The organism is Paenibacillus sp. FSL R5-0378 (assembly GCF_038009285.1).
In the GTDB taxonomy this organism is placed as follows: Bacteria; Bacillota; Bacilli; order Paenibacillales; family Paenibacillaceae; genus Paenibacillus_AQ; species Paenibacillus_AQ favisporus.
In genome coordinates this window covers 4,064,487-4,089,227 of the sequence record NZ_JBBPAY010000001.1, presented here as the reverse complement: position 1 = coordinate 4,089,227, position 24,741 = coordinate 4,064,487, and the positions used below count along the sequence as shown (strand labels likewise).

General features: G+C 54.1%; 25 protein-coding genes. 3 read left to right on the top strand and 22 right to left on the bottom strand.

The features are described 5' to 3' along the window. Positions 1–81: 81 nt before the first annotated feature. The 5 genes from metE to MKY74_RS19030 form a co-directional block, all read right to left on the bottom strand. On the bottom strand, positions 82–2,370 hold the full coding sequence (metE, locus tag MKY74_RS19050) for a 5-methyltetrahydropteroyltriglutamate--homocysteine S-methyltransferase (protein ID WP_076166388.1): 2,289 nt from the start codon (positions 2,368–2,370) through the stop codon (positions 82–84). A 177-nt stretch (positions 2,371–2,547) separates the two neighbouring features. Then, on the bottom strand, positions 2,548–3,585 hold the full coding sequence (locus tag MKY74_RS19045; RefSeq protein WP_244169161.1) for an iron-hydroxamate ABC transporter substrate-binding protein: 1,038 nt from the start codon (positions 3,583–3,585) through the stop codon (positions 2,548–2,550). Positions 3,586–3,686: 101 nt separating this feature from the next. After that, on the bottom strand, positions 3,687–4,619 hold the full coding sequence (locus MKY74_RS19040) for a DMT family transporter (RefSeq protein WP_076166392.1): 933 nt from the start codon (positions 4,617–4,619) through the stop codon (positions 3,687–3,689). After that, positions 4,616–5,476: an AraC family ligand binding domain-containing protein gene (locus MKY74_RS19035; protein WP_076166395.1), complete on the bottom strand. Its 861-nt coding sequence runs from the start codon at positions 5,474–5,476 to the stop codon at positions 4,616–4,618. The genes MKY74_RS19040 and MKY74_RS19035 overlap by 4 nt, the downstream gene beginning before the upstream one ends. A 208-nt stretch (positions 5,477–5,684) precedes the next feature. Beyond that, complete coding sequence (locus MKY74_RS19030) at positions 5,685–7,292, bottom strand: gamma-glutamyltransferase family protein (protein WP_076166398.1); 1,608 nt, start codon at positions 7,290–7,292, stop codon at positions 5,685–5,687. Positions 7,293–7,565: 273 nt separating this feature from the next. On the opposite strand from MKY74_RS19030, the gene MKY74_RS19025 reads away from it, so the two are divergent. Then, positions 7,566–7,709 (top strand): hypothetical protein, encoded by a 144-nt coding sequence (locus MKY74_RS19025; RefSeq protein WP_163873822.1) that lies wholly within the window; start codon positions 7,566–7,568, stop codon positions 7,707–7,709. Here MKY74_RS19025 and MKY74_RS19020 read toward each other — a convergent pair. Further along, positions 7,690–8,655 (bottom strand): DMT family transporter, encoded by a 966-nt coding sequence (locus MKY74_RS19020; RefSeq protein ID WP_076166401.1) that lies wholly within the window; start codon positions 8,653–8,655, stop codon positions 7,690–7,692. The two genes, MKY74_RS19025 and MKY74_RS19020, sit on opposite strands and share 20 nt — an antisense overlap. A 123-nt stretch (positions 8,656–8,778) precedes the next feature. Here MKY74_RS19020 and pdxR point away from each other — a divergent pair, with 123 nt between their 5' ends. Further along, complete coding sequence (gene pdxR, locus MKY74_RS19015) at positions 8,779–10,194, top strand: MocR-like pyridoxine biosynthesis transcription factor PdxR (protein ID WP_076166404.1); 1,416 nt, start codon at positions 8,779–8,781, stop codon at positions 10,192–10,194. On the opposite strand, the gene MKY74_RS19010 is transcribed toward pdxR, so the two are convergent. From MKY74_RS19010 to MKY74_RS18940, 15 genes are all read right to left on the bottom strand, one after another. Further along, a complete protein-coding gene (locus tag MKY74_RS19010; RefSeq protein WP_076166407.1) occupies positions 10,191–11,015 on the bottom strand; it encodes an isocitrate lyase/PEP mutase family protein in 825 nt (274 codons plus the stop codon). The genes pdxR and MKY74_RS19010 overlap by 4 nt on opposite strands. 160 nt (positions 11,016–11,175) lie before the next feature. Next, complete coding sequence (locus MKY74_RS19005; RefSeq protein WP_076166411.1) at positions 11,176–11,409, bottom strand: hypothetical protein; 234 nt, start codon at positions 11,407–11,409, stop codon at positions 11,176–11,178. Then, positions 11,399–11,839 (bottom strand): hypothetical protein, encoded by a 441-nt coding sequence (locus tag MKY74_RS19000; protein WP_076166414.1) that lies wholly within the window; start codon positions 11,837–11,839, stop codon positions 11,399–11,401. Before MKY74_RS19000 ends, MKY74_RS19005 begins: the two co-directional genes overlap by 11 nt. Then, the gene (locus tag MKY74_RS18995) at positions 11,832–12,875 is read right to left on the bottom strand and encodes a discoidin domain-containing protein (protein ID WP_076166418.1); all 1,044 of its coding nucleotides are present in this window, start codon (positions 12,873–12,875) and stop codon (positions 11,832–11,834) included. The genes MKY74_RS19000 and MKY74_RS18995 overlap by 8 nt, the downstream gene beginning before the upstream one ends. A 12-nt stretch (positions 12,876–12,887) precedes the next feature. Beyond that, on the bottom strand, positions 12,888–13,478 hold the full coding sequence (locus MKY74_RS18990; RefSeq protein WP_244169163.1) for a putative phage tail protein: 591 nt from the start codon (positions 13,476–13,478) through the stop codon (positions 12,888–12,890). Then, positions 13,468–14,529 (bottom strand): baseplate J/gp47 family protein, encoded by a 1,062-nt coding sequence (locus tag MKY74_RS18985; RefSeq protein WP_076166422.1) that lies wholly within the window; start codon positions 14,527–14,529, stop codon positions 13,468–13,470. The genes MKY74_RS18990 and MKY74_RS18985 overlap by 11 nt, the downstream gene beginning before the upstream one ends. Before the next feature lies 1 nt (position 14,530). After that, the gene (locus MKY74_RS18980; RefSeq protein ID WP_076166426.1) at positions 14,531–14,944 is read right to left on the bottom strand and encodes a DUF2634 domain-containing protein; all 414 of its coding nucleotides are present in this window, start codon (positions 14,942–14,944) and stop codon (positions 14,531–14,533) included. Then, positions 14,944–15,411 (bottom strand): DUF2577 family protein, encoded by a 468-nt coding sequence (locus MKY74_RS18975; RefSeq protein ID WP_076166430.1) that lies wholly within the window; start codon positions 15,409–15,411, stop codon positions 14,944–14,946. Before MKY74_RS18975 ends, MKY74_RS18980 begins: the two co-directional genes overlap by 1 nt. 3 nt (positions 15,412–15,414) lie before the next feature. Beyond that, the gene (locus MKY74_RS18970; protein ID WP_076166433.1) at positions 15,415–16,425 is read right to left on the bottom strand and encodes an XkdQ/YqbQ family protein; all 1,011 of its coding nucleotides are present in this window, start codon (positions 16,423–16,425) and stop codon (positions 15,415–15,417) included. Beyond that, entirely contained in the window at positions 16,422–17,081 is a 660-nt protein-coding gene (locus MKY74_RS18965; RefSeq protein ID WP_076166436.1) for a LysM peptidoglycan-binding domain-containing protein, read from the bottom strand. The genes MKY74_RS18970 and MKY74_RS18965 overlap by 4 nt, the downstream gene beginning before the upstream one ends. Continuing rightward, positions 17,081–19,087, bottom strand: a complete 2,007-nt coding sequence (locus tag MKY74_RS18960) for a phage tail tape measure protein (protein ID WP_076166438.1) — start codon at positions 19,085–19,087, stop codon at positions 17,081–17,083. The genes MKY74_RS18965 and MKY74_RS18960 overlap by 1 nt, the downstream gene beginning before the upstream one ends. A 230-nt stretch (positions 19,088–19,317) precedes the next feature. Next, positions 19,318–19,716 (bottom strand): phage tail assembly chaperone, encoded by a 399-nt coding sequence (locus tag MKY74_RS18955; protein WP_084203702.1) that lies wholly within the window; start codon positions 19,714–19,716, stop codon positions 19,318–19,320. Positions 19,717–19,856: 140 nt separating this feature from the next. Further along, positions 19,857–20,291 carry a phage tail tube protein gene (locus tag MKY74_RS18950; RefSeq protein ID WP_306433663.1) on the bottom strand — a complete coding sequence of 145 codons (435 nt, stop codon included), beginning with the start codon at positions 20,289–20,291 and terminating at the stop codon, positions 19,857–19,859. A gap of 38 nt (positions 20,292–20,329) precedes the next feature. Beyond that, on the bottom strand, positions 20,330–21,382 hold the full coding sequence (locus MKY74_RS18945) for a phage tail sheath subtilisin-like domain-containing protein (RefSeq protein ID WP_076166449.1): 1,053 nt from the start codon (positions 21,380–21,382) through the stop codon (positions 20,330–20,332). 18 nt (positions 21,383–21,400) lie between these two features. Continuing rightward, positions 21,401–21,850, bottom strand: coding sequence for a hypothetical protein (locus tag MKY74_RS18940; protein WP_076166454.1), 450 nt, complete (start codon positions 21,848–21,850; stop codon positions 21,401–21,403). 278 nt (positions 21,851–22,128) lie between these two features. Between MKY74_RS18940 and MKY74_RS18935 the strand changes: the two genes are divergently transcribed. After that, a complete protein-coding gene (locus tag MKY74_RS18935) occupies positions 22,129–22,716 on the top strand; it encodes a response regulator transcription factor (RefSeq protein WP_076166459.1) in 588 nt (195 codons plus the stop codon). Here MKY74_RS18935 and MKY74_RS18930 read toward each other — a convergent pair. Beyond that, on the bottom strand, positions 22,703–24,109 hold the full coding sequence (locus MKY74_RS18930; protein WP_167372828.1) for a sensor histidine kinase: 1,407 nt from the start codon (positions 24,107–24,109) through the stop codon (positions 22,703–22,705). The two genes, MKY74_RS18935 and MKY74_RS18930, sit on opposite strands and share 14 nt — an antisense overlap. Positions 24,110–24,741: the final 632 nt, after the last annotated feature.

Sequence of the window (24,741 nt, the reverse complement as noted above, 5' to 3'; positions counted from 1 at the left end):
CGGTAGATTCATAGCCGGCTTTACCGCGCCTATTGGCTTCGCAGCAACAAAGGCGATTAACTCATTTTGGGTTATATCAATTTACACCTGCAAAGCGTATTTTTCACGGGCAAGGCGCGTAGCTTCAACCATGTTCCGGAGCGAGGCTACGGTCTCTCCGATTCCCCGGGTTTTGAGTCCGCAGTCCGGGTTGATCCAGAAGAGCTTCGGATCCAGCACCCGCAGAGCCCGGTCGATCATCCGGGTCATCTCCTCTACGTCCGGAACGCGGGGACTATGAATGTCATAAACGCCGAGGCCGATACCCAGCGGGTAGGTATTCTCTTCGAAGCTCTGAATAAGCTCCCCGTGGCTCCGCGAGGTTTCAATGGAGATGACGTCCGCGTCCATGTCAATGATGGAATCGATCATGTCATGGAATTCGCAATAGCACATATGGGTATGGATTTGCGTCGAATTCTGCACCGTGCACGTGGTCAGCCGGAACGCCTTCACCGCCCATTCGAGATAGCCTTTCTGGTCCTGTTCCTTCAGAGGGAGCCCTTCACGAACGGCCGGCTCATCCACCTGGATCATGCCAATCCCCGCACTCTCCAGCGCCTCGACCTCTTGCCGTAATGCATAAGCCAATTGGTAGGCGATTTGCTCGCGGCTGATGTCATCGCGGACGAATGACCAGTTCATTATGGTGATCGGCCCGGTGAGCATACCCTTGACCGGCAGCTTCGTCTTGGATTGGGCATACGCGGTCTCCTTGACCGTCATCGGCTTCTCCCAAGCGACGTCGCCGAAAATAATCGGCGGTTTGACGCAGCGGGAGCCGTAGGATTGAACCCAGCCGTTCTGCGTAAAGGCAAATCCCGCCAGCTTTTCCCCGAAAAATTCGACCATGTCCGTCCGTTCAAATTCGCCGTGAACGAGCACATCAAGTCCGATTTCCTCCTGCAGCTGTATCCAGAGATCGATTTGTTCCCGGATAAAATTCGTGTACTGCTCGGCGTTCCATTCGCCTTTGCGCCACAGCTGGCGTGCCTTGCGCACTTCCGCCGACTGCGGGAAGCTGCCGATAGTCGTCGTTGGCAGAATAGGCAGCTGCCACCGTTCCTGCTGCACGTCGAGGCGCTTCGCAAAAGCAGCCTCACGCTGCGCAGGCTCCGCGCTGACAGCGGCCACCGCCTGCTGGATATCGGTGCGGTTGCGTTCGCCGGAACGCTTGAGCGCGGTTACCGCCGCTTCACTCTTTTCCAGCTCAGCAGAAATCACCGATGCTCCGGATTGAACGGCCTTGCTCAGCAGCACGATTTCTTCCAGCTTCTCATCGGCAAAAGCCAGCGCACCCAGAAGTTCGGGCTGAAGCTTCGTTTCTGCCTGAACCGTGACGGGTACGTGCAGCAGGCTGCAGGAGGACTGAATCACCAGCCGTTCAGACGGCACGGTCGCCGCGATCTCGTTCAGCAGATCGAGCTTTTCGCGCAGGGATGCTTTCCAAATGCCGCGTCCATCGATGACACCCGCTCCAAGCACTTTATCCTGCGGAAACCCGAAGTCACGGATAGATTGCCGGTTCCCTGCCCCTCCGTGGACCAGATCCAGCCCGATACCGTCGACCGGCAGCTGTGTAACCTCTTGATAACGTTCGACTGCTTCAAAATAGGTCTGCAGCATGATTCTGACGCCTGGCGCCGCAGCTTTGAGCGTTTGGTAAATCTTCTGCAGCCGGCTGACGTCTGTATCGCTTAGCTTCGTTACGAGAATCGGCTCATCCACCTGCACCCAGTTGACGCCTTCCTGTTCCAGCTCCTTCAGAACCTGCGCGTACAGCGGCAGCAGACGATCAAGCCAGGCGTCCGTTTCCGATGCGGCATACCCTTTGGACAGCTTCAGGAAAGTGAGCGGTCCGACGATGACCGGTTTTCCTTCGATGCCAAGCTTGTCCTTGGCTTCGCGGTAAGCCGCAAGCGGTTTGTTCTCGGTTAGGACCGGCGTGATGCCGCCCAGTTCCGGCACGATGTAATGATAGTTCGTATTGAACCATTTGGTCATTTCGCAGGCAGTGGCGTCTTTGTTTCCTCTCGCCATCGCAAAGTAGACGGATACGGGAACGGGCCCGCCGTTGTATTCAAAACGATCCGGAATCATCCCGAACATGGCTGCTGTGTCCAACACATGATCATAATAGCTGAAATCGTTGACCGGGATCAGATCGATTCCTTTGTCCCGCTGTTTGCTCAGATGATTCAAACGAATGTCCTGCAGCTGCGCGTGCAGCTCCGATTCTTCGATTTTACCGGACCAAAACGCCTCCAGCGCCTTCTTCCATTCCCGGTTTGCGCCGATGCGCGGATATCCCAAACTGCTGCTGTATGCCATCTTCGTTACCCCTTTGCAAATTGTTACCAAAAAGATAACACGTGACGTCTGCTGCCGTATAACTGGAAATAACTATATCTAGTTATAGCCGCAAACTATAACGACCGCTCTTGTTCTAACCAAAATAAGCTCCACAGGCGGCTTGTTTACCCGCAGCTGCAGAGCTTTATCCATACTTTATTTAACGGACAGCAGACTGTCCGATATAAACGTCAGCTGAGCTTCCAACGACACCGGGTCGTTGTACGTGTCCGCCTTCGGATTCAGCTGAAATACATGACCTGATTTAACCGCAGGCAAGCTTTTCCATACCGGGTTGTCATAGACGATATTCGGGTCGCTTGTGTCTCCTGACCACGGACATGTGAAAATGATATCTCCGGCAAATTCCGGGAGCTTCTCCATAGAGATGGTAGCCCATCCGGTCCCGCTGTCAATTGCTTCCTTCTGTGCTTCCGGCGGCGCCTTCAAGCCGAATTCGTCATATATGATTTCTCCGCCGCGGCCGAAGTTATGTCCAAACACGTACAGCCCTTTGGCATAAGGGTTCAGGATGGACACCGTTTTGCTGCCTACCGCTTCCTGGATCTTGGGCTTCAGTTCATTGATCTTGTTTTCCCACTGCTCGACCCAAGCCTTCGCTTCTGCTTCTTTACCGGTCAGTTTTCCGAAGTCGATCATCTGATCCTTGTAATTCTTTTTACCGTATTCAATGGCGACAACCGGGGCAATCTGCTCCAGCTGATCGATTCCGTCCGTCCCGGTATACGTGATGATCAGATCCGGTTTCAGCGACAGAATTTTTTCGGGCGATGGCTCGCTGCCGACGCTTTCGATGCCGTCCAGCATGCCCTCGAAATACGGATTCTCCATGGCGCCTTCCAACACGCCGACCGGCTTGACGCCTAGCGCCAGGAAGTACCCTGTATAGAAATTCGTCAAATCGACGATCCGCTGCGGATGCTCGGGTACCTGAACATCGCCGTTGCCCGCTTGGAACGTCACCGTTTTACCCGTTCCGGAAGACTCATTCCCCCCGGCTTGGGATGGAGCCGTGTCGGACGATGATCCTGCTGAAGCAGTTCCAGCGGCCTCTCCTCCGCTTCCCGACGTCCCCGACCCTGCATTGGATCCGTTCCCGCCGCAGGCCGCCAGCAGCAGGGCTATTCCTAACACACAGACCATCAGCGTGTATGGTCTTATAAATTTAAACAACTGAATCCACCCCTATGTATTTGATATTGAGAATCATTATCAATATAGCATGACACTTCGGAGGTGGCAATCCATTTTTTAAGTCATCTGTATTATCTGTTTTACAGTGGCTTCCCAGATGTTTCTTTGTCCATCCCCGCTCTCGTTTGTATCCCCCTTCGTTCAGAAAGAACCAGTCCGGCGACGGTTAACAATGCGCCCCAGACCGCAGCTGCTGTGATCTCCTCGTGGAGGATCAAGGCCGCCGCTGCCACGGTGATGACCGGCACGAGATAAATATATACACTGGTCTGCACGGGCCCAAGTACACCAACGCTCCAGTTCCAGGTGACAAAGCATACCGCCGATGCACCCAGCCCAAGAAACAGCAGATTGGCTATATTGGCGCCATCGGACAAACGCTCGAGGTTACCGGGCAGACCCTCAGTAAGCAAGAACGGAAGCATAAACAGAAGACCATAGAAAAAGATCCGCCGCGTACAAGCAATGGTATGATACCCCAGCCGGCTTATTTTGCGCGTGAGGATCGAATAGATTCCCCAAAACACGCATGCCAGTGCTGCCAGAGAATCCCCGATCGGATTCAGCTTCAGCACTGCGCTTCCTTGCAGCGTGAGCAGCACCACTCCACTCATGGCCACCGCGAAGCCCACGAAAAACAGCCCATCCAGCCTCCCTTCTTTTAAGATAAGCCTGGACGTTACCGCGGTGACAAAAGGGGCAACCGAAACGATGATGCCGACGTTGGAGGCTAGCGTATAAGTTAACGCCACATTTTCCAGCAAAAAATACAAGGTTACCCCGCAAAGGCCCGCCCCCGCAAACAGCAGCTCTTCTCGGATCCGCCGGAATGGAATCATTCGGGGATGAACGGCAAGCAGTGCAACATATCCGATTGCGAAACGCAGCAGCAAAATGGCGAAGGGTTCAAAATCGTCCAGAAGCACTTTGGTCGATATGAACGTCGTCCCCCAAATCAGAATCGTCAACAAGGCGGTCATATGGCCAGCGTTCCGGCTTTCGGACAGCTTCATACGCCTTTGGCCCCCTTAGTTGGCAGGACAGGCTCCATCTGCCGTTCATTCCCGAAAATTCGCATATACTGGCGCGGCGTTAGCCCGATAAATCGCTTGAAAAAGTTGCTGAAATGGCTTTGATCGCTGAACCCGGTCAGCAGTGCCGTATCCGCCGGAGGCGTTCCCTGTTCCAGCAGTTTCTTGGCGTGTCCGATCCGCACCGTCTCCAGGTAGCTGTATGGGGATATGCCCCGTTCCCGGGTAAACGAGCGTAAAAAGTGGTACTTGCTGAGCCCTGCCAAAGCGCTTAAGTCATCCAGTGAAATGGCCCCTGCGAAGTTCGTCTCCATGTAATCACACACGTCCTGAAAGCCCGCTCCCCCCTCATAAGCCTCGCAGGCCGAGACATCCGTATATTCATGAATCAGCTGTCCCATGAGCAAAAAGAACTGTTCTTCCTTGATAAAATCAGACTCTCCCTCACAGATCATGGCATGAATATCCCTCAGTGAAGGGGCAAGCTCACTCTGGTACAGAACGGTTTGTGCAAACGCCGGCAAATAGCTTCGGCCCGTAATTTCCTGCGCGATTTCCATCATCCGCTGAGACTGGATATTTATGCAGCGGTAATCCAAGGCACGGCCGTCCACTTGCTCGCAGGCATGAACATCACGCGGATTGAAAATGATGATATCTCCAGGATTGATGATGTATTCCCGCTGCCGGCATTCCAAATAGCGCTGCCCACCTTCTATAAATCCGATCACGTAATAGTCGTGAAAATGAGGGGGGAATTTCTGTTTGACACCCACAAATCGGTATGCCTCGACCTGCAGGCTGGCGTCATAATAAACGGTTCGAATTTCGTCCGGCATGCCGTCACCTCCTTCTTGGTTTCTCTATAAAGGTAACCGAATGTTCACCCGCAAGGATTGCATAATATTGCTCTAGGTACGAGCCAAGCATGATCGCCATGGCGAAGCAGTACGATCAAAAGGAACAAGCCCGCCAACATCCAGATTGGCGAGCTTCGTATCCCTTTCTATATGGTCCGAGATCGGCCGAACTAAATGCTGAAATCTATTACCAGACGGCAACGCCCCCGTCGGTCCGGGGGTCGGTTCCTCCGCACAGCACCCCGGTATCCGGATCTCTCCAGATGACCTGCCCCCGCCCAAACGAGCCGAAGTCGTGTGCAACCTGAACGTCATGTCCCATACGCTGGAGACGTCTGACCATATGCATCGGAAAGTGAGGCTCGACCGTCACCGTCTTCCCCTTTACCCACTGCCATCTAGGGGCATCGAGCGCCGCCTGCGGATGAAGTCCGTAATCAATCAGGTTCATCGCAACCTGAACATGTCCCTGCGGCTGCATATACCCGCCCATCACGCCAAAAGGCCCCACCGGCTGTTCTCCTTTGGTGATAAAACCCGGGATGATCGTGTGGTACGTCCGTTTTCCCGGCACCAGGCGGTTGGCATGATCCTCCTCCAGTGAAAATTCCAGCCCGCGGTTTTGCAGGGCGATCCCCGTACCGGGAACGACGATCCCTGATCCGAAGCCGGTATAGTTGCTCTGAATAAAAGAAACCATGTTGCCTTCTCCATCTGCGGCCGCCAAGTACACCGTTCCGCTTGCGCGCGGCTCGCCTGCCGCCGGAACCATCGCCTCGGCGCCGATCAGCCCTCTTCTCAGCTCCCCGTACTCTTCCGTCAATAATACATGCGGATCGACGGACATATGCGCAGCATCCGTTATGTAACGGGCACCGTCTGCAAACGCCAGCTTCATCGCCTCGATCTGACGGTGATATGATTCGGCCGATTCCTGGGATGCCGCCGGAAATCCCTTTAAAATATTGAGCGCAATCAAGGCAATCAAGCCTTGCCCGTTCGGAGGGATCTCCCAAATGTCGTAGCCGCGGTACGGTACCGACATCGGCTTCACCCACTCCGGTTTGAAGGCAGCCAGATCTTCTTCGCTCAAAAAGCCGCCGGATTGGGATATAAATCCGGCGATCCGCTCGGCCAGCTCCCCGCGGTAGAATGCTTCCGCTTCCGTCGAGCCGATCAGGCGGAGCGTCCGCGCATGGTCGGGCGAGCGCCACATCTCGCCGGCCGCCGGCGGCCTGCCCCCCGGCGCAAACACGCTCAGCCATGGCGCAAATTCCTCGCCTTCGAGCGTGCTGTAGCGCCGGAAGGCGGCATGCCAGTTAGCTGCGGCCGTTGGCGATACCGGGTAGCCATCCTCCGCGTAGCGGATGGCCGGCTCCAGCGACTCGGCCAGCGGCAGCCGGCCGAACTTGCGCGATAGCTCCGCCCAGGCCGCCGGCGTTCCCGGCACGGTCACCGGAATCGCGCCGTAGCGGGGCATCTCGTGATGCCCCAGCGCTTTCACCGCCTCGATCGAGATCGAGGCCGGCGCCGGACCGCTGCTGTTCAGCCCATGCAGCTGGCCTTTCATCCAAACGAGGGCAAAGGCGTCACCGCCGATTCCATTCGAGCACGGCTCCACTACCGTCAACGCCGCAGCCGTAGCGATCGCCGCATCGACGGCGTTGCCCCCGCGCTTCAGAATGTCCACGCCTGCCGCTGAGGCGAGCGCCTGCGAAGTGGCCACCATGCCTTTATTCGCGTAAACCGGCAGCCGGTAAGAAGGATACGGATGGTATAGAGGATCAAAGGACATGAATGCTTCAGCCTCCTGATTTCTTCGGTTTTGCCGGTAAACATATCATCCGGGTATTAAACTGTCAATCACCTTTTCATAAGCCACGTGCAGGATTCTGGCAGCGGGGCTGTTGTTCTTACTCCCTATTTTCGTTCATATACTGAACTAGAAGAATGAACCAGAACCTTGCGGATCTACGGGCCGCAGCGGCTCCGACTCTTATCAGAAGCGATTCTGATCAGGGTCTTTTTTCATCCCTGCTCTATTAAAATTTTGAAGGAGTGATCGAGAATGAATATGCTGACCAGATTTCTCCTCTATTTCGGCAAAGGCCTGCTGATCGCGGTCATCGCCGTTCCATTCCTGCTGTTCGTCATAATCGGCAGTTATGAAGACACGACGGCCATTGATGAATTTATGTCCCGCTTTTTTTAGGTAAGCCTGCAGGCCTCTGGGTCTGCCTTACAAGCTTGGATTCCCAATCCATGCCGATCAGAACCATGGCGGCAATGACAAGCAGGCCCCCTGCCCACTGCGGCCATCCGGCCTGTTCGTGCAGCAGCCACACGGAGAGTGTCAGGGAAGTGAACGGCATCATGCCCGAAAAGGCGGCCGCGGTCGAAGCTCTGCAGTGCCGGATGCCGGCATACCAGCAAATAAACGCCAGGGCGGTCACCACAGGACCATACCAGACAAGAGCCAGCCACCCTTGCCATCCCATTCCGGAGAGAGCCGCTAAAGGCTGCTCCGCCAAACAGGGGACCAGGCCGATCAGCCATGCCATCGCGGAGACGAGCGTCGTCTGCACGACAGGATGTATAGCTTCGTGTTTCCCGCTGCTTTGGACTGCCGCTGCGCGGGACAGAACGTTGAACAGCGACTCGCAGCCGGCGGCACCCAGGACCAGAATGTTTCCAACCATATGTTCATTGCTGAAACGGCTTTCCGGCATAAACACGCCCTGGATCAGCAATATGCCGCAGACCGTGCCGGCGACGCCTAGTAAATGGGCGGCTCTCATCTTTTCGCGCAGGAACAGCACGGCCAACAATACCGTCATCGCGGGAGTCGCGCCGGTTAATATACCGGCCTCCACCGAGCTTGTACGGGTGAGACCGTAAAGCAAAAACATACGGAATAGCAGGACGCCGAGCATCGCCTGGCAGAACAGCAGCAGCCACTGCCTGGCAGACAGGGCCCGGATCGTTCTCAGCAGCTGCCCCATACAGAACGGCAGCAGGCAGACCAGCGAGAACAAAAGGCCCATGGAAGTAATCGTAAACGTTCCAAGCTTACCGTTTACAAACGAAGCCGCCACGACAGAGGTGCCGGCAAGCCCAAATGCGCACAGCAGATACACATATCCTTTGATTCGTTCCATTTTCAGCATCATCCCCGGTTCAGTAGTTTCGTTTCCCAAAGGCTGTTACAATCATAGTGGAACAAACTGGTACGGAAAAGGACCAGTTCATCCCGAAATGATACCAACCAGTTGGAGGATGCCATGTGGGGAATCGAGTTGGACCGGAGCTTGGACATTTCATTGAAACGTCAGATTTATCAGAGGTTGAGGGATCAAATGATAAACGGGATCCTGAAGGAGGGCTCGCCCCTCCCTTCGACCCGTGAATTGGCCCAGTCGCTGGCCGTGTCACGGAATACCGTGAATGAAGCATATGACATGCTGATCGCCGAAGGGTACGCGGAAAGCCGACAGGGGGCGCCTACCCGGGTTGTTGGAGGGTTAATTCTGGATCAAGCGAAGCTGAGCGCATTCCAGCAGCATCAAGAAGCGATCCCTGTTCCTTCCTTTCGGGCGGACTTCAAAACAGGCCAGCCGGACCTGCGCCAGTTTCCGCGTTACGCTTGGCAGCGGGTATTCCAGAAGGCCTTGGGCGAAATGCCGGTGGAACTTCTGGGATATGGCGGCCCTCAAGGCCTGGTACAGCTGCGCGAAGAGATTGCCGCCTGGCTTTTGCGCAGCAAAGGAATGACCGTTGACGCCGGTGATATTTATATTACCGCTGGCGCCACGCAGGCGCTTCACTTGGTTGCCGACCTGCTCCATACGGACCATCCGGAAATATTGGCCGAGGATCCCTGTAATATTGAGATGATCCAGACTTTTATTCAAAAAGGTTACAAGGTGACGCCGGTTCCCGTCGATGCCCATGGGATTGAGACCAATGCCTTATCCCTGGATCACCGCGGGCCGATATACGTTACACCGTCCCATCAATTTCCTCTTGGGGGTATTTTGCCTGCAGCCAGGCGAGCCGAGCTGATCCGCTTTGCGCGCCGCTGCGGCAGCTATGTCATTGAGGACGACTATGACAGCGAATACAGATATTACGGGGAACCGGCAGCACCACTGTATGCGATGGCCTCGGACCGGGTCATTTATATCGGCACGTTCAGTAAAGTTCTGTTTCCTGCGCTCCGGATCGGGTATGTTCTAGTTCCCCGCGAGCTGCAAAGCCGCTGGAGAAGGCTGCGCACCTATACGGACGTGCAAAATCCGCCATTTGAACAGGCGGCGCTGGCCGAGTTTTTGCGTACCCGCAAATTCGACCGGCATATCGCAAGGATGAAGAAGCTGTACAGAGAACGGCGCCAGGTTCTCCTCGATGCGCTGGCGGACTGTTTTGGGGAGCAATGGCGTCCTTGGGGCGATGCGGCAGGGCTGCATTTGGCCGTCGAGTTTGCCGGCATGGCCTTCGATGATTCGTTTCGGGATCATGCACGCCGGAGCGGGATACGCACGGTCCCCGTGGAGCATCACTGCATACGGAAAGGAAGGCACACCGACAAGCTGCTGCTTGGCTACGGTCATCTGGAACCCGGTGAAATCCGCTACAGCGTGCAATATCTTCATCAGTTTGCAGCCGAGTATTTTAAGGAACATGCCCGTCATCGTTAGAGCTGCAATAAATCATCATACGTGAGGACATCCGATGTCACTCGCTCAAACGAGCCGTGCTCCAGCATTTCGCCGCCGATCCTGTGGAGCATCGATATCACGGCACGGAAAGGGCCGGAGCCGGTGCTGATCCGTTCAATTCCCAGCGAATGCAGCTCCTGAAGGGACGGTATGCCGGCGCCGGCCAGCAGGTTGACCGGACCTCCGATTTCTTTCCGGAGGATGCGGATCGCAGCAATATCTGTAACGCCGGGCACAAAGACGCCGTCTGCCCCTGCTTCTCTGTAAGCCTTAGTTCGTTTAAGCGTGTCCTCCAGCATGTCCTCCGGCGTTCCCTTTCGAATCCAATAAGGATCCGTCCGGGCGTTAAGAAACACCGGGATGCCCAACCGGTTGATGGACTGCCGGATGGCGGCTATTTTCTGCTGCTGCTCGGAAATGTCATACAGCCCGTCTCGGGGATTCATCTTGCTGTCTTCCAGGTTGATCCCTACTGCGCCTGATTCGATCACTTGTCTAACCGAATTCGCGACTTCTTCCGGCGTCGATCCATACCCGTCTTCCATATCTATGGAAACCGGGATGCTCACGGCCTGAACGATCTCCCGGACCGCGGCCAACATCGCGTCAAACGGCATGCTCCGGTCCGTGTAACCATGGGCGGCGGCAATGCCTGCGCTGGTCGTTCCTACGGCCTTGAATCCGCACTGCTCGAAGACCTTGGCGCTTGCCGCATCCCAAGCGTTGGGCAAAAGGAAGGTCTGCTTATGAAACTGTCTGAAATCCAGTGCTTTGCGGATGTGCTGCTCAATATCCACCATTCACCCATCCTTTCTCTTTCACTTTTTGATCAACCTGACTCCTTGATAAACCGGAAACCCTTCGGTCATCATCGAAATATGGATTGCATTCACCGGAAGGCCTTCACTACATAACAAAGACCTCTATCCGCCGCTCTGTGCGGAGAGATAGAGGTCAGAATCAGTTCAACGGCTTTCCCCTCATATACTGCTCCAACCGTTGTTCCAGTATGGACTGTTTCTCCAAAATATCCGTTAACAATTCGTATAGCATGTCGTTGGTGACTTCCACTTTCTTCAGACTGCGCTGGCTTCTCCCTTCATGGCGGGCTTGTATCTCTTCCGACTTGACCCGGAGCGGGTCCTTCGGAATGTGAAAATGGGTTTTTGAAGACACTGCCTTCTTAGCCGGCATCGGCAACCACCACCTTCAGCTCCGCATTTCGGTCCAATCCGTGTGTCTTTAAAACGAACGCGCCGGGCTCATCACTGGTAACCGTGATATGAGCCACGCCTTTTTCTGTTTTCACGGACTGCAGCACCCCGTTCAGCTCCACCTGGATCACTTCATTGTATTGGTCCTGCACGTTCCCCTCCCAATCGGTTATGATGATCTGGGCAGACAGGGTATCTTCACCTGTTGCCGCAATGGAGGATTTATCCGCTTCGATCCGCGCAAAGGCTCCTTGGAACTTGCCTTCGACGAAGCGGGTAAACAGGAGCCGCCGATCTTGATATTGCTCGAAAGTAATCGGGATCATAAGCGGAGAATCCACAACGCCAGCCAGTTCGCTAACCGCAAACACCTTGCCATCCCCATCCAATTCCGCGTAGTAATTAGGCAAATTCGATCACCTCCCAGGAAATTTCCGCATATGCCTCGTAAAATCCGTCCATGAAATTAAATTTGACCTTGTTATTTCCCACAAGGGTTGCACATACTGAGCCGTCCATCATCGGCGAGGTTTGAGACCAATGCGACAAGCCGGTTGTGGTGATATTAACAAAGCTTTTTTGCGGATTAACTGCCGTAATGGTCACTTCTTTAACCAATGAGCCGTTTCCATTCGGATAGAAAAAAGAAATATTCGTCGTTCCGCGCTGTACGCTTTTAATTCCCACGCCCTTCCACCCCGATCCGTCATGAAATTTCAAAACACCATTCTCGACTTTAAAATCGGGACTGCTCTCCGGACAAGCCCTGCTGAGCACACCGAAACCGGCGATGATCGTATTGCCCGAGCTGTCTGGAGCGGTCACCGTTAACCGGATGTAAGAACCGGCTGCCGCTTGATCAAAGGGATGATACCTTGGGAATTCGTCCGTTACGCTGCGCGAATAGGTGTAAACCTTTCTCCAATTGGTGTTGTCGCTGCTGGTTTCGATATAGAAGCTGACGGGATCCGCGTTCCAACCCTTTTCAAAAGAAACGCCTTCAATATCCGAATATTCGTCGCCCAGCATCACTGTCATGGATTGAGGAAACTTGTTATAGGCTGAATACAAAGCCCAAAAATGTTCGCCGGATTGGAAATACGGCACCGTCGGCAGTCCGCTGAGCTGTCCGGCAGTCACCGTAACCGGTTTGTATTTGGCAGCATTCCCGCTGATCCGGCCGGATTTCAGATGCCTGCGGCACAATGTGTAGCGTGCCACTTTGTCTCCAGTGACAGCGGTGGATGCGATCTTATCACCTGTGACAGCGCCGCCGGCGATGCTTTCGGTGCCGATGAGCGGCGCATCCCCTGCTTTCCCCGTATGCCGGTGCCCGCCTGTTCCGTGAAACAGCGCATCGGTCGCTTCAATATTTTCATTTTGCGCGATCCTCCTGACCGTATCAGAAGGCTCGTAAGTCTGCAGTCCGCTTGGCAGTTTTGCCATGTCTACTCCCCCTTACATTTCAAGCTCTGTTCCTGGATGATCCGGCTTCCAGACCTCCAGTTCGTCCCATGTCATTCCAAGCGCTTCTAGCTCCTCCCAGGTTAAATCCGCGGCATCCAGTTCCTCCCACCTCAAGTAGGTAAACTGGAAGTTCAGGTGCAGATGCGCCGGGACGATCTCCCGCAGCGCCTTCTGGACGTCATTCAAATTCGGCGGCACGCCGCGCTTGCCGATAAAGGTGACGACAACTTCATAACCTCCGAAGTTTTCCTGGATGTCGACTTCTCCGTTTTCAAACGAGTCGACGACGCTGCGAATGACAGCCAGAGTAACTGTTCCGGCACCGCGCAGCTTCGTCTTGATGACGGATCGCCGTTGATCGTCGGGTTTGCCCGGCGTATGCGGAATGCCGCAAATGTTCTCCCATGTATCCAGCCCCCATGTGGCCGTATCAATAAAAAATTGTTTAAGGACGTCTTGAATGCCTTCATGCAGGCGGTTTAATTCATCCGCTTCACGGCCGGTCAGATTACCAACGATCCGGGAATCCGAATAATACTTGGGGAGATACTCCAGCATATCCGACGAAATGTTACGCAACAACGAAATTCACCGTCCCTGCCACAGCAACCTGCTCTTCGGCGAGTTCCAGATTCCCGGAAGTTCCATTGATTGTTAGCTGGCTGAAATCCAATATTTCTTCAACGTCCAGCAGCAGACCAAACACCCGGTTATAGGGAACCAGCGTTTGGTGAAAAGCAAGACCCGCCAAAAATGCCGCCAACTGCCGCTGAAATTTGGTTTTAACGTCTTCAAGCACCGCACCCGGCATCAGCTTGATCGCCGCCGACACATCAATCTTCACCTCCACCGCAGGAGTCACCGTGACCTGAGCCCCAACCGGACGCCGTTCTTCCACGGCCGCTCGCACACGCTCAATAATGGTGGGGACTGGGGCACGTTTGTCGTCGGACAAAACGGACAGTTTGACCGTCCCGCCCCCGTTCCATACAGGGAATACTTTGACGTCGCCTACGCCTGGAACTTCGAGAGCCCATTCCCGATAATGCCACGCATTGCCGCTCGTCGCCGGTCTTCTGACGCGGTCGAAATACCGTCCAAGAAGCGATTCGTCCGACTCCGTGTCAGCCCCATTGACAAAAGGCTGTGGATTGGTCACCGTCAGGACGCCGGATAAGTTGCCTCGTACTAGCGTAATTCGGCCTGCAGCCACGTTCCCACTCCTGCCTCCCACAGCCGCGGCGGCTTTCACGACAGCGCTCCCCTGCTTGATGGTCGCCTCATCGACTGTGACGAACACAACAGGATCCTCGTCTTCCGTTGAAACGGCGGTTCCCCGTGGAATCACAGTATGGTCGTCACCCTTAAAGCGAAGCTCGCCTTCCGCCTTCACGCTCGGACGGCGAGCCAGGCCAAATTCGGCGGCCCGGAGATCCAGAAACTCGGAGGGCTGCTGCGGGCCGGCAAAGCCAAACTTCAGCACATTGTCGAGTTCAATATAGGCATGCGCCAGCTCGATGGCCGCTGGCGACAGCAGGTCATACGTTACCGAACCTTGGCGCTTGTCGAGATCGGCAGGCGAAGCATCCAGCATCCGCTGCAAGATGGCCCCTTTCGTCTGCTGTTCATACATATCAGATCGTCACCTCTTGTTCTAAGATCCCTTCACTGGTCCATACGGTAAATGTCACAAACAACCGGTCACCGTCACGCACGATGGCAAACTGCTCCACCGATGTGACGCGGTCATCCGCCAAAATCGCCTCGGTAATTACTCTCGTAATTTCGCTCTTCAGCAGCTGATGGGAAATATCCTGGCCCAGCAAACTTTCAAGCTCGCAGCCGTACTGACTGTCGTAAATAAGATATCGGTACCTGGCCGTGAGAATGGCCTTCCGGATCCATTGTCGAAGCGCCTCCTGCCCGTCGATGATCCGCCCTCCGACCTCTCCTGTATCAAAATCAAGGCTATACGTCCGCGACGGTGCGGAGAGATGCTTTACTTCAACAAATCGCTCCTCGCGGTTGCGCAATGGTGATAGTGCCATCAGTACATCACCGCCCGGTCCAAAATAATATAAATTTGTCCTTGCTGTATCCCTGCCACGACCACGCGGTCGCCTTCCTCCAGTTCGTCGATAAATTCCAGCTCGGCTTCCTCGGTGGAGAAATCGGCGGACGACACATTTATTCCGGTAAACGATATCTTGCCTTGGCCCACAAACACGGCGCCAGGATCGAAGTTGAAAGGAGGCACCTCCGGATTCATGTTCGTTGCGGACACTTTCGTCTTGCTTTCACTCTTCAGATTCACTTTTCGCTTATATTTGGTTAGAGACTGGGCCACGATGAGATCATCTTTTTCCAGCTCGACATTCATGTGATCGACTTTGATTTTGAGCTCGGGAGGCGCAGCCGTCACGGTCGCAAGTTCAATGGACATATCGGAATTGTATCCGATCGCACGAATCAGCTGCACAAGCTGGCTGGCTCCCGATCCTTCGATTCGTTCCATCGTTTAGCCTCCCTTCGCTTCCTTGTATTCCATCCTGGGGATGTCGTCCGTCGCCGACAGCGTGAGCGACATCGTATGGTTGCCCCGTTCGAACCGATGATCGTCCGCAGATACGTAATAGCCTCCCAGGATGCCGGTGACGCTTTCCTTTACATATACGCAGGAACCCGAAATGACCTCAGGGATACCAAGACAATCGATCCGTGCCTGATCCTCAATGGTGCCCAAATCGGCAAGGAGCTGCTTCGCCCGCTGCTCCATTTGGGATTTGGTCATACTTTGTTCGGGCTTTTCCAAGTGCTGCATGACACCGAACCTCCGTATTAATTCCCCATCCTTGGCTGCTGCCGATATTTCTTTTTTGGCTGCATCCCCTCCAGCCACTTTAATTTGGGTCTTTGTGTCTTCGATGGATTGGGAATAACTCGCGTCCAGCACATTTACCCCGTTTTCCAGCACCCATTTGACCGACTGCTCTTTACGGGCAAGCAGCTGGAGTTTGCCCTCCCGTGAAGTCAGATGATACCACTCCCCGTTTTGCTTCTGGGACTCGGTCAGCGACATGACCATCATCTCAAACAACGTTTTGTCGCGGAACACGAGCTTAGGGATTACATAACCGGTATCCTGGATTTCACCGGTAGAAATTGAAAATTCGCCGCACAGTTTCTTGATCACAGAGGAAGCGGTCATGTTCCGAAATATTTTGGTATCCTTGCTTTTGGTCAGGTAAATGTTCTCATCATACGCTGTCAGCGTCATCTGTCCTTTAGAGTTAAGCTGATCCGCAAACAGCACACCCCGGAACAATTCCAGCTTCTCATCCCAGATCAGGCGAAGCTCGCCGCCCTTCTTATAGGTCATGTATATCTCCCGCTGATCACCGGTGTTGGACAGCTCCACAACCAGCTTGCGGGCAGCCTGCTTAATATCGCCGGACCAGCTGACCGATTTGACGATCGGGTCCAAATGAACGTTCTGTTGATCATCTTGGTACTCCACGCTCCAGCTCATGATGGAATCACCAGCTTCTGGCCTGGGACAATCCGGTTTGGATTTTTTCCAATGACCGTTTCATTTGCCGCATAAACCTCTCTCCACCGATCCCCGTTTCCCAGCGTTCTTTGGGATATTTTCCACAGGGTATCGCCGGGAACCACAACATACGCTGCGGGTCTGACTCTGGCATCTGGACGCTGTTCTCCAGAAATGATCGTTGCTTTACCCGAACCGGTGGTTTCAACCTGACGGAACCGGACTTCGGCATACTCTTTTAACTCCAGCTCGTAAAAAACGTCCCCTGGATTACCTGCCCGTTCCGTGTACTGGAAGGAACGGATGGTAACCAGCCCTTTGATTTTCGTCCCCGTAATATCCAGCCGTACAGAGCGCCGGCTTTTGATCCATTTCTCGATCATCTCCACCGTTTCCCAAGGATCCCGAATATCTTCGTACTCGCAGAACCCAGGGTGGTAATCGCGTGGAAAGAAGGAGGCAAGCGAATATTCTTTAAGCAGTGCCTCACCGATGACCGTATATTCCCCCAGCTGCGTGACCTGGACATCCTCATAACCATGCGAGGTTTTGACCGATATTTGCTCAGGATTTACAGGCAGCTGCAGCCATTCCGTCTCATCCATCGTTTTCAGCCAAAATTCCAATGAGGCCATTACGCCATCAAACCTCCTGCCGCTTTGATTTCCCTGGCAAGCGCCCGCGCAATCGCATCGATGTCCGACTCCTGGCGAACATGAAAAGTGTTGCCTGTGATAGATATCGACCCGCTTCCGGCAGATCCGCCGGTAAATTCACGGTTGTCGCTGGCCGTCATAATTCGTTCCCCTTTATGAAGCCTAGCGATCATTCCGTCATATGGCACATAATCCATACCGTGATAATGTCCCGGAACAGGTCCGCCGTTTGCGGTGATCTGCCCCGCGCTTTTCCGGTTTACATCAATGGAGACTTTTTTCTCCTCATCTCCAAAACCAAAAAACGACCCGATGGCATTGGCTACTTTTGTGACGGACTCCATGATCGCATCCATATGGTATTTGAACAGGTACGCTAGCCCCGCGACGGCAGCGCCGACGAGCAGGACCGCAGCGATGATCGGCAGGAACGGCGCGACTAATGCCCACCCGGCCACTGCCGAAGCCCACAATGCAGGGGCGAACACGCCGAGAAGCAGAGCTGCCATCGAACCGATGGTGGCCAGCACGATGTCCGAATCTCTGGCAAGTACTTCGATCACGGAAGCCATCGCTTCACCAAATGGAAGAAGCGCCTCCCCGAGCGGGGCCAGGGCAATCGTAATCCGGTTCTGAAGTTGATCCCATTGATCACCGAACGTCTTCACCTGACCGGATTGCTGTTGGATAGCTCCATTGGCCGAATTCATTGCGGCAATAACACCCGCAAACTCGACTTGCCCGCTCCGGAGGGCCGTGACCAACCCGGAACTGGCCTTTTCGCCGAAATATTTGGTGGCGATGCTAGCCGCATCCGCCGCTGTCGCGGCATCCTTGATGTCGCTCGCGATCTTCGCAATCCCCCCGTTGGGGAGATCCTTCTTCAAAGCATCCTGTATGGGAGTAAGGCCTTGGGCCTGCCACTGGGCGAGAAGAGCCATCGACTGTTCAAATCCGAGGCCCATCGACTGGAGCGGTGCACCGATCTGGGTCATGTTTTTCATTAAGTCGCCCATTCCCACGCCGCTTGCTCGGCTGGCCGCGTAGAACTGGTCCATCATTCCGGTTCCCTCGTTCGCTTTTTTGCCCCAAATGTCCATCACTTTGGCTGCCGATTCCGCCGCTTCCCCGCTGCCCGCACCGGCTAACCTGGAGGCGTCAAGCACCGCTTTGGACATAGCCTCCAACTGAGAGCCCGACATTTTTGCCTTTCCGCTGAGGGTTCCCATCACTTTTGCGACCTCGTTCAGGTTCTGCGGCACCTGACCGCCGACTTTCTTCAGCGATTCCGTCAGCCCCTGGATTTGACCGGGCCCCGCACCTGAGGAAGCGCGCAGCGTGCCCATGGCGGTACTGAACACCTTGGCTGCTTCGAAAGATTTGTCTTTTAGCGCACCGAGCATGCTGCTGGCTGTACCCGTGACCGTAGAGAGCATCTTCATCTGCTTCTCCGAATCCTGGATCGGGCTTGATCCGACAATCTTCTGCAGCCGCTTGATCCCTTTCTTCTTCGGAATCGGCGTGCCGTACAAATAATTCGCCCTTTCCGCAGCGGCATCTTCATCCGCTTCCTTCTGGTCGGCTGCTGCTTTCATCGCTTTTACCTTACTCCAGACCGCAGCAAACGGTTTGGCTGCCGTCCTGGCACCAACCGAGATTCCCTCGGACACACCCTGGCCAATTTTCGAGAATGCCCCGGAAATTCCGCTGTAGATCGTCGAGGCCGCTCCGGAGACCCCTTTCGTCACCGTCGTGACCGCGTCGCCGGCCGCCATTTTGACCGCAAACAGCTGCCTCGTGACCTGAGCGCTCAAATCGCCTGCCTTCCACATTTCCTCGCTCATTTGGGCGATTCCGTTAAACTGCTCCAGGCTGATCGTCGTCGCCTGCAGCTGTTTCATCATTTTGTTATATTGCTTGAGGCTGTTCATGCTTTTACCCGATATCTGAACGCCGCCTCCGTTGTTGTTCGAAGACGAAGCCAATCTTCCTCACCTCCCTGCCTGCCGTGTAGACCGTCTAAGGTCCTACGGCGTTTTTCTGCGGGCAGCCCTCGCTTCTTCTCGCCGTATCTTCTCCTCTTCCTCCAGCTGCAGCATCATCGAAGCATACATAAACCGCTTCGTCCCTTCATCCTTGTTGAATACCACGTCAGGCGGAAGATGATGCCGCTGAAAGATCAGATGCAGCAGAAAAGCCTCGCCGCCCGCCTTAATCAGTTTTTTATTTCGTCTTCGTCACTGTCAAAACCGCTGATCTCCAGAATTTCGGAGGACAGCTTTGCAATCTCGCCGGCCAGCAGTACTCCCAAAATGGCTTCCGTTGGCGACCCGTATTTGTCGATAAGCTCTCTGGCGCTCCAGTCCGGGATTAGACAGGCCCGTTGAATCACCAGGGCGCCGAACTGTTCCTCGTCGAGTACTTTTTCCCGTTTTGCTCCTTTGCCGGTATAATGCGTGCATTGTTCCTGGATTTTATGGATCGTTTTCCCGTCCAGCGCCTGGATTTGGAAGTCCACCCCGAGCCTTTTCATCGGGATGTCGCGCTTCGGCTTGCTGTCCGCGCTGAGCAGCGCCTGCAGCACACTGATTTGTCGGTTATCCGTTATCGTCATGGTTCATACATCTCCTTTATATATCGTCGTTGTATATGTTTCCGCAGCGGGTGAAGCCGAGAGCCCTGCGGCGTAGTTTTGCCCGCCTTCTTCGCCAGGTCCCTTCCGGCTTCGTGTCTCCACCGCATTCCGAGCAGGTTTTACTCAGCCGTTATTTTGTCTAGAAGCTCATAGCCTGTGAAATTAAAGGGAAGCTCCTCCTCCACGATGGCTCCGACTTCAAAATGCATCAGCGGGATTTTATCGAATGTCACGCCTTTGAGCCGAACACGGTATGCTCCATATGATTCGGGATCCTCCAGCTTCAGAATCAGCTCGGTAATGAACGTGCCTTGGCTGTCATCAGCGATCTTGCCAATCCGTTCGACGAACTCGGAAGTCACCTTGTAACCGGAAATGGTACCTGTTCCGCTAAGTCCGGTCACCTTGTGCGCTGTCCAGCGGGTTCCTGCCCTTTTAATCTCTTCCTTCGTAATTTCGACGTTTGCCTCGGCTGATTTGATGTTGGTCAGCCAGGTTCCATCATGGTACACATATCCATAAGTCCCGTTAATTACGCGGGTCGAATCCAGCACAATAATCCCTCCCAGTTATATTAGGCATTTATCGTTGTCTACACCTTAATCGTTAAGAATATCCGCTCCATACTGTCAATTTCCGTAAAGCCGATCAGAAGAAATACGCTGTCTCCTTCAGACTTGCGGTCCGGATCCAGGGTAACGACGATATCGGTCAGCACGTTGTTCAGTTCCAGTCGTTCCAGATAGGCTTTCACGGCGGAGATTAGCGCAGCCTGACCGTCCGCGTTATTATCGAGCCTGCCGATATAAGCCTCCGCCGCCGCTTTCGGAATATCGGTCGAAATCGCCTGGCGTGCGCGCATGGCCCGGATCTTTTTCTTGCCTGTTACGAGCCCCTGCTCGACCTTTACTTTCTCCCCGTCGTGGACAAGAACGAGCGAACCCTTCTGCAGTGACGCATTGATTTCGCTGTTTTTAAGGCGTTTAACGACATCCGCCGCCATGACCGGCGTATATGTTATCGATTTGTTGATGCCTGTTCCGGCGATCAGTCCGGCAATGTATGGGGCATAGCGGGCCGAGCTGTACGCTGTTCCGCCAATCTCTACGCCCGTAATCAAGTTCACCGCGTATTCGTCGGCGAGGTCCGTGCTGCGCTTGTTTCCCACAGCCGGATCCAGATCATCTTCGAGTGACCCGCCGAACACGGTCATAAAATGCTTGCCTTCGTCTTCACGGTTGTCCTTACACCACAGCTGGGTGGCTTTGCGCTCTTCGGCAGGAACTTCATCCGGATACACAAATACGTTAAACGGCCGTGATCCAAAGACGTCCCGAATGGATGTGTATACAGCCGGCGTGACGTTGCCCTCTACCGGAGGCACCGTATATACCAATACTTCTTTGGCACCACCCTGCAAAATCAGCCGGATGGGGCCCACCGCTTCCGCACCGAACAGCTGAATGGCTTCAGCCTCTTTCTCAATCGTGTAAAATTTACCCGCTTCGGCTCCTGCATATTGGAACAACGGAAGGGCGACCGTTCCGCGAGCCCCTCCTTTGATTTGTGCGGCAGCCGCCTCCACAAAGTTAATGTACAGTCCCGGCCTTACCGGTAAACTGATCGGATCCCATGCTCCACCCATTTTCTACATGCCACCTTCCTATAAATTGTTTGTGCGTACTTCGACGTGTCTTACTTTCTCGAACATCGGGCCGGCCACAGTTTCCCGTGACTGGATTTGTATCGTTCCAGGGCATCGAAACACCCCGTTATCCAGCTTTTCGGGCGCGGTCAGCGTCATCGTGTCGATTCTAAACTGGGATGGTCCAGCTTCCGGGGGAGCGGCAGGATATTCATTCATCAAAAACTTGCTTAAGGCTTCCATTGCCTGTACCGCCTGCTCCGCATCACGGCCAAACCCCTGGATCACATACTCCCGATCGACCAGCGTGTGGTCCCGGTTCACCGCTTTCCTCGTTTCCTGTTTGAACAAAACGGTAAAATCGCCCGGCGATGCTGCGGCAGGCTCCTGATACCGGTGGATCCCCGCTCCCGGAAATTTGGCCAGAATCAGCGCCGACATTCGGTTGATGCTGTCGCTTACCGACACATGTTTTCACCTCTTCCGGGCCGGACCGGACACAAAGCATAGAGCAGTGTATCCTTTACCGAGCATAATTCCATTATCAAATCATCTGTTCCCCACTTCCTTCAGTCAGCTTCTGCACGGGTTCTCCGACCCGCTGCATTTCGGATTATAGGCGGAAGGAGCGCATGACGAACAGGATGAACTTTCTTCACCTGGGGGTGAGAAGAATTCATCCTCCTGCGGACTCGTAGGTTCTGCTATACTTTATGCAACTGTAATCTTCTGTAAGGGGGTTTGAAATGGAGCGGATTCGAGTGATGCTGGTCGAGGACGATCCTTTTTGGCGGGATCACATCAGCAGCGATTTGTCCGATGAGCCTGATATTGAGATGATTGCCGCCTGCGCAACCAAAGAAGAGGCTGTCGAGACCGCTGCAAAATCAAGGATCGACGTCGTCCTGATGGACATCAATCTGACCGGCAACAACCTGGACGGGCTGGAAGCGGCCGAGCTTATTTTGCGCCTGCCCGGAAATGAGCCCGTGAAGATCATCATGCTCACCTCCATTACGGAAGCGGAAGTCGTCATGAAATCTTTCAGGCTCGGCGCGCTGAATTATATTAATAAATCGAGTTATCAGGATATCGTTCACGCGATTAGGGAAGCGCATCATGGCCGGGCAGCGATCCATTCCGATGCCGCCCGGATCATGCGGAGCGAGGTTCAGCTCATGGAGCTGACGCCCATGGAGAGAGAAGTGTTTGATCTGAGGAAGAACGGATTAAGCAAGCGGGAAATTTCCGAGAAGCTGCACAAATCGACGAATACGATCAAGTCCCAGCTGCGCAGCATCAAAAACAAACTGACCCATTTCAAAATGGATTGACCTGGTCAAGCGTCCGGGAATCCGCTTGCCGTTTGAATGCAGGCGCCAATGGCTTGAACCTGGCGTAAGGAAAATGCAGGACGATCGTCGTGCCCTTCCCGGGTTCGCTTGCGGCAACGGATAACCTCCCGCCGTGTTTGGACATGACGCTGGTGCAATAGGACAGACCCAGTCCATAGTTCAGAGCATGTTTTTTTGTCGTAAAGAACGGCTCGAATATTTTGGCCAGATGTTCGGGAGGAATGCCTGCGCCGTTATCCTGTACGGTAATCCGGAACTCCTGTCTGGTGGAAGCCGTATGGAGTTCAATACCTCCGCCGGAGGCAGGCAGCGCGTCAAGCGCGTTGCGGATCAGGTTGGATAGCGTCTCCGCGACGTGAACCGAATCGCAGTATAGCCGCCCTTCTGCGTCGTAACGCGAGGTTATCGTGGCCGGACGGCGCTCGATCAGCGAGCCGGCGGACGCGACGACGGAATCGATCAGCTGCCGGATATCGTGCTCCCCCTCATGCAGGACGACGTCCTCCGCTTTATCCTTGATCCGGTTGACCATGTGCAGTAAATGGGCGGTTAAGCCATGAACCTGTGCGATCGTATGCGCCGCCTTATCCGATTGTCCCGATTCCAGCTGAACCCGGCTTTTCTCGGCCAAATAATCGATTTTCTGGATTTCGTTCTTGATGGAATGGTTCAGGATGGAGACGCCCATGGTCAGCGTCCGGATGGAATAGTCAATGCGCTCCCGTTCGATTCGCAGCTTGATGCCGAGAAACCCGGATCTCGCGATATAAAAAATAATAAACCCCACCGTCCCCAAGATCATGATAAAGTTAGCCTCCCACATTCCGTTGCTGTCCAGGCGAAACGACCACCAGCCCAGCTCCAGACGTTCGAAACCGATGTAATCGCTTGTATACGCCCACAGCATTGCCAGCGGCAGCACGAAGATCCGCCACTGTCTGCGTCTCGCCGCTTCGCTCTTCTCCTTAAAATAGGCAAAGATGTAGCCAAAGCTACCGGCGGCGATATAGAGTCCGTCCCACCAGCGAAAACGGGCGACTTCAAACTGATTCCAAGGTTCATGGGCCCAATGGTCCGCCATCAGCAGCCATGGACCAGGCAGCAGCGCGAGCGTCAGCACCTTTTTAACAAAACCGGTAACGCTCTCATTCAGCCATAACCCTCCCATACAGTAAACGTACGGCAGGACGTAAAAATAAATATGCATGGCGGCTACCGTAAGCCAATAAAGAAAGTAACTCAGCCCGGGGGATAACCAATCGGCTGGAATGTAGGGGATGATAGACAGATGCAACGCAAATGCGAAGCTGGCAGATCCGCCAAGCAGTATAGTCAAGCCGATCCATACCGTCGAGCGGGTGCGGTTGGCCAAAAAAAACAGGCCTAAAGACCATAAAGAAACAAACATGAGTATGTATATTATTTTCATGGGTTGGGTGCTAACCCATCCACCTCCGTGCCAGAATCACAGACCTCCATGCCATGTTCGCAAAAGTATTACACTTACTTTCTGACCTTCTATTCCCCTCCTTTTTTACAATATCCAAGCTCTTGGATAAGCTATTCGGCATATGCTATGATTCGGACTTTAACATATATGTCACTGCCCACTTCCCCATGCTTGCGGGTCCAAAACAGGCTCACCCATTCAGCAAGACCATTGACATCTTGATGGCAAAAAAAACGGATTCCGGCCTATTCTCTTTCAGGTTACCTATCATGGCAATAGGGTATCCTTTCGGTCACTTCTCGGGGAATCAACATATTGCCGAATCGCCGGATACATATACATAATCGGGCTGCACTGCACAATCTTACCAGATCCCAATCAAAAAAAGTATCCTTCCCGATACCTTAATTTATAATGGAATAGTGTACCGCAACCGGGATCCCCCAGCCATATACATAAGCATCCGCAATACTATGGATTTCTTCAAAACCCATACTGTGTCGAGCGTATCCCTAAAATTTTCCGAGCTGCGGCTGCTACGGAAATCTGCCCGA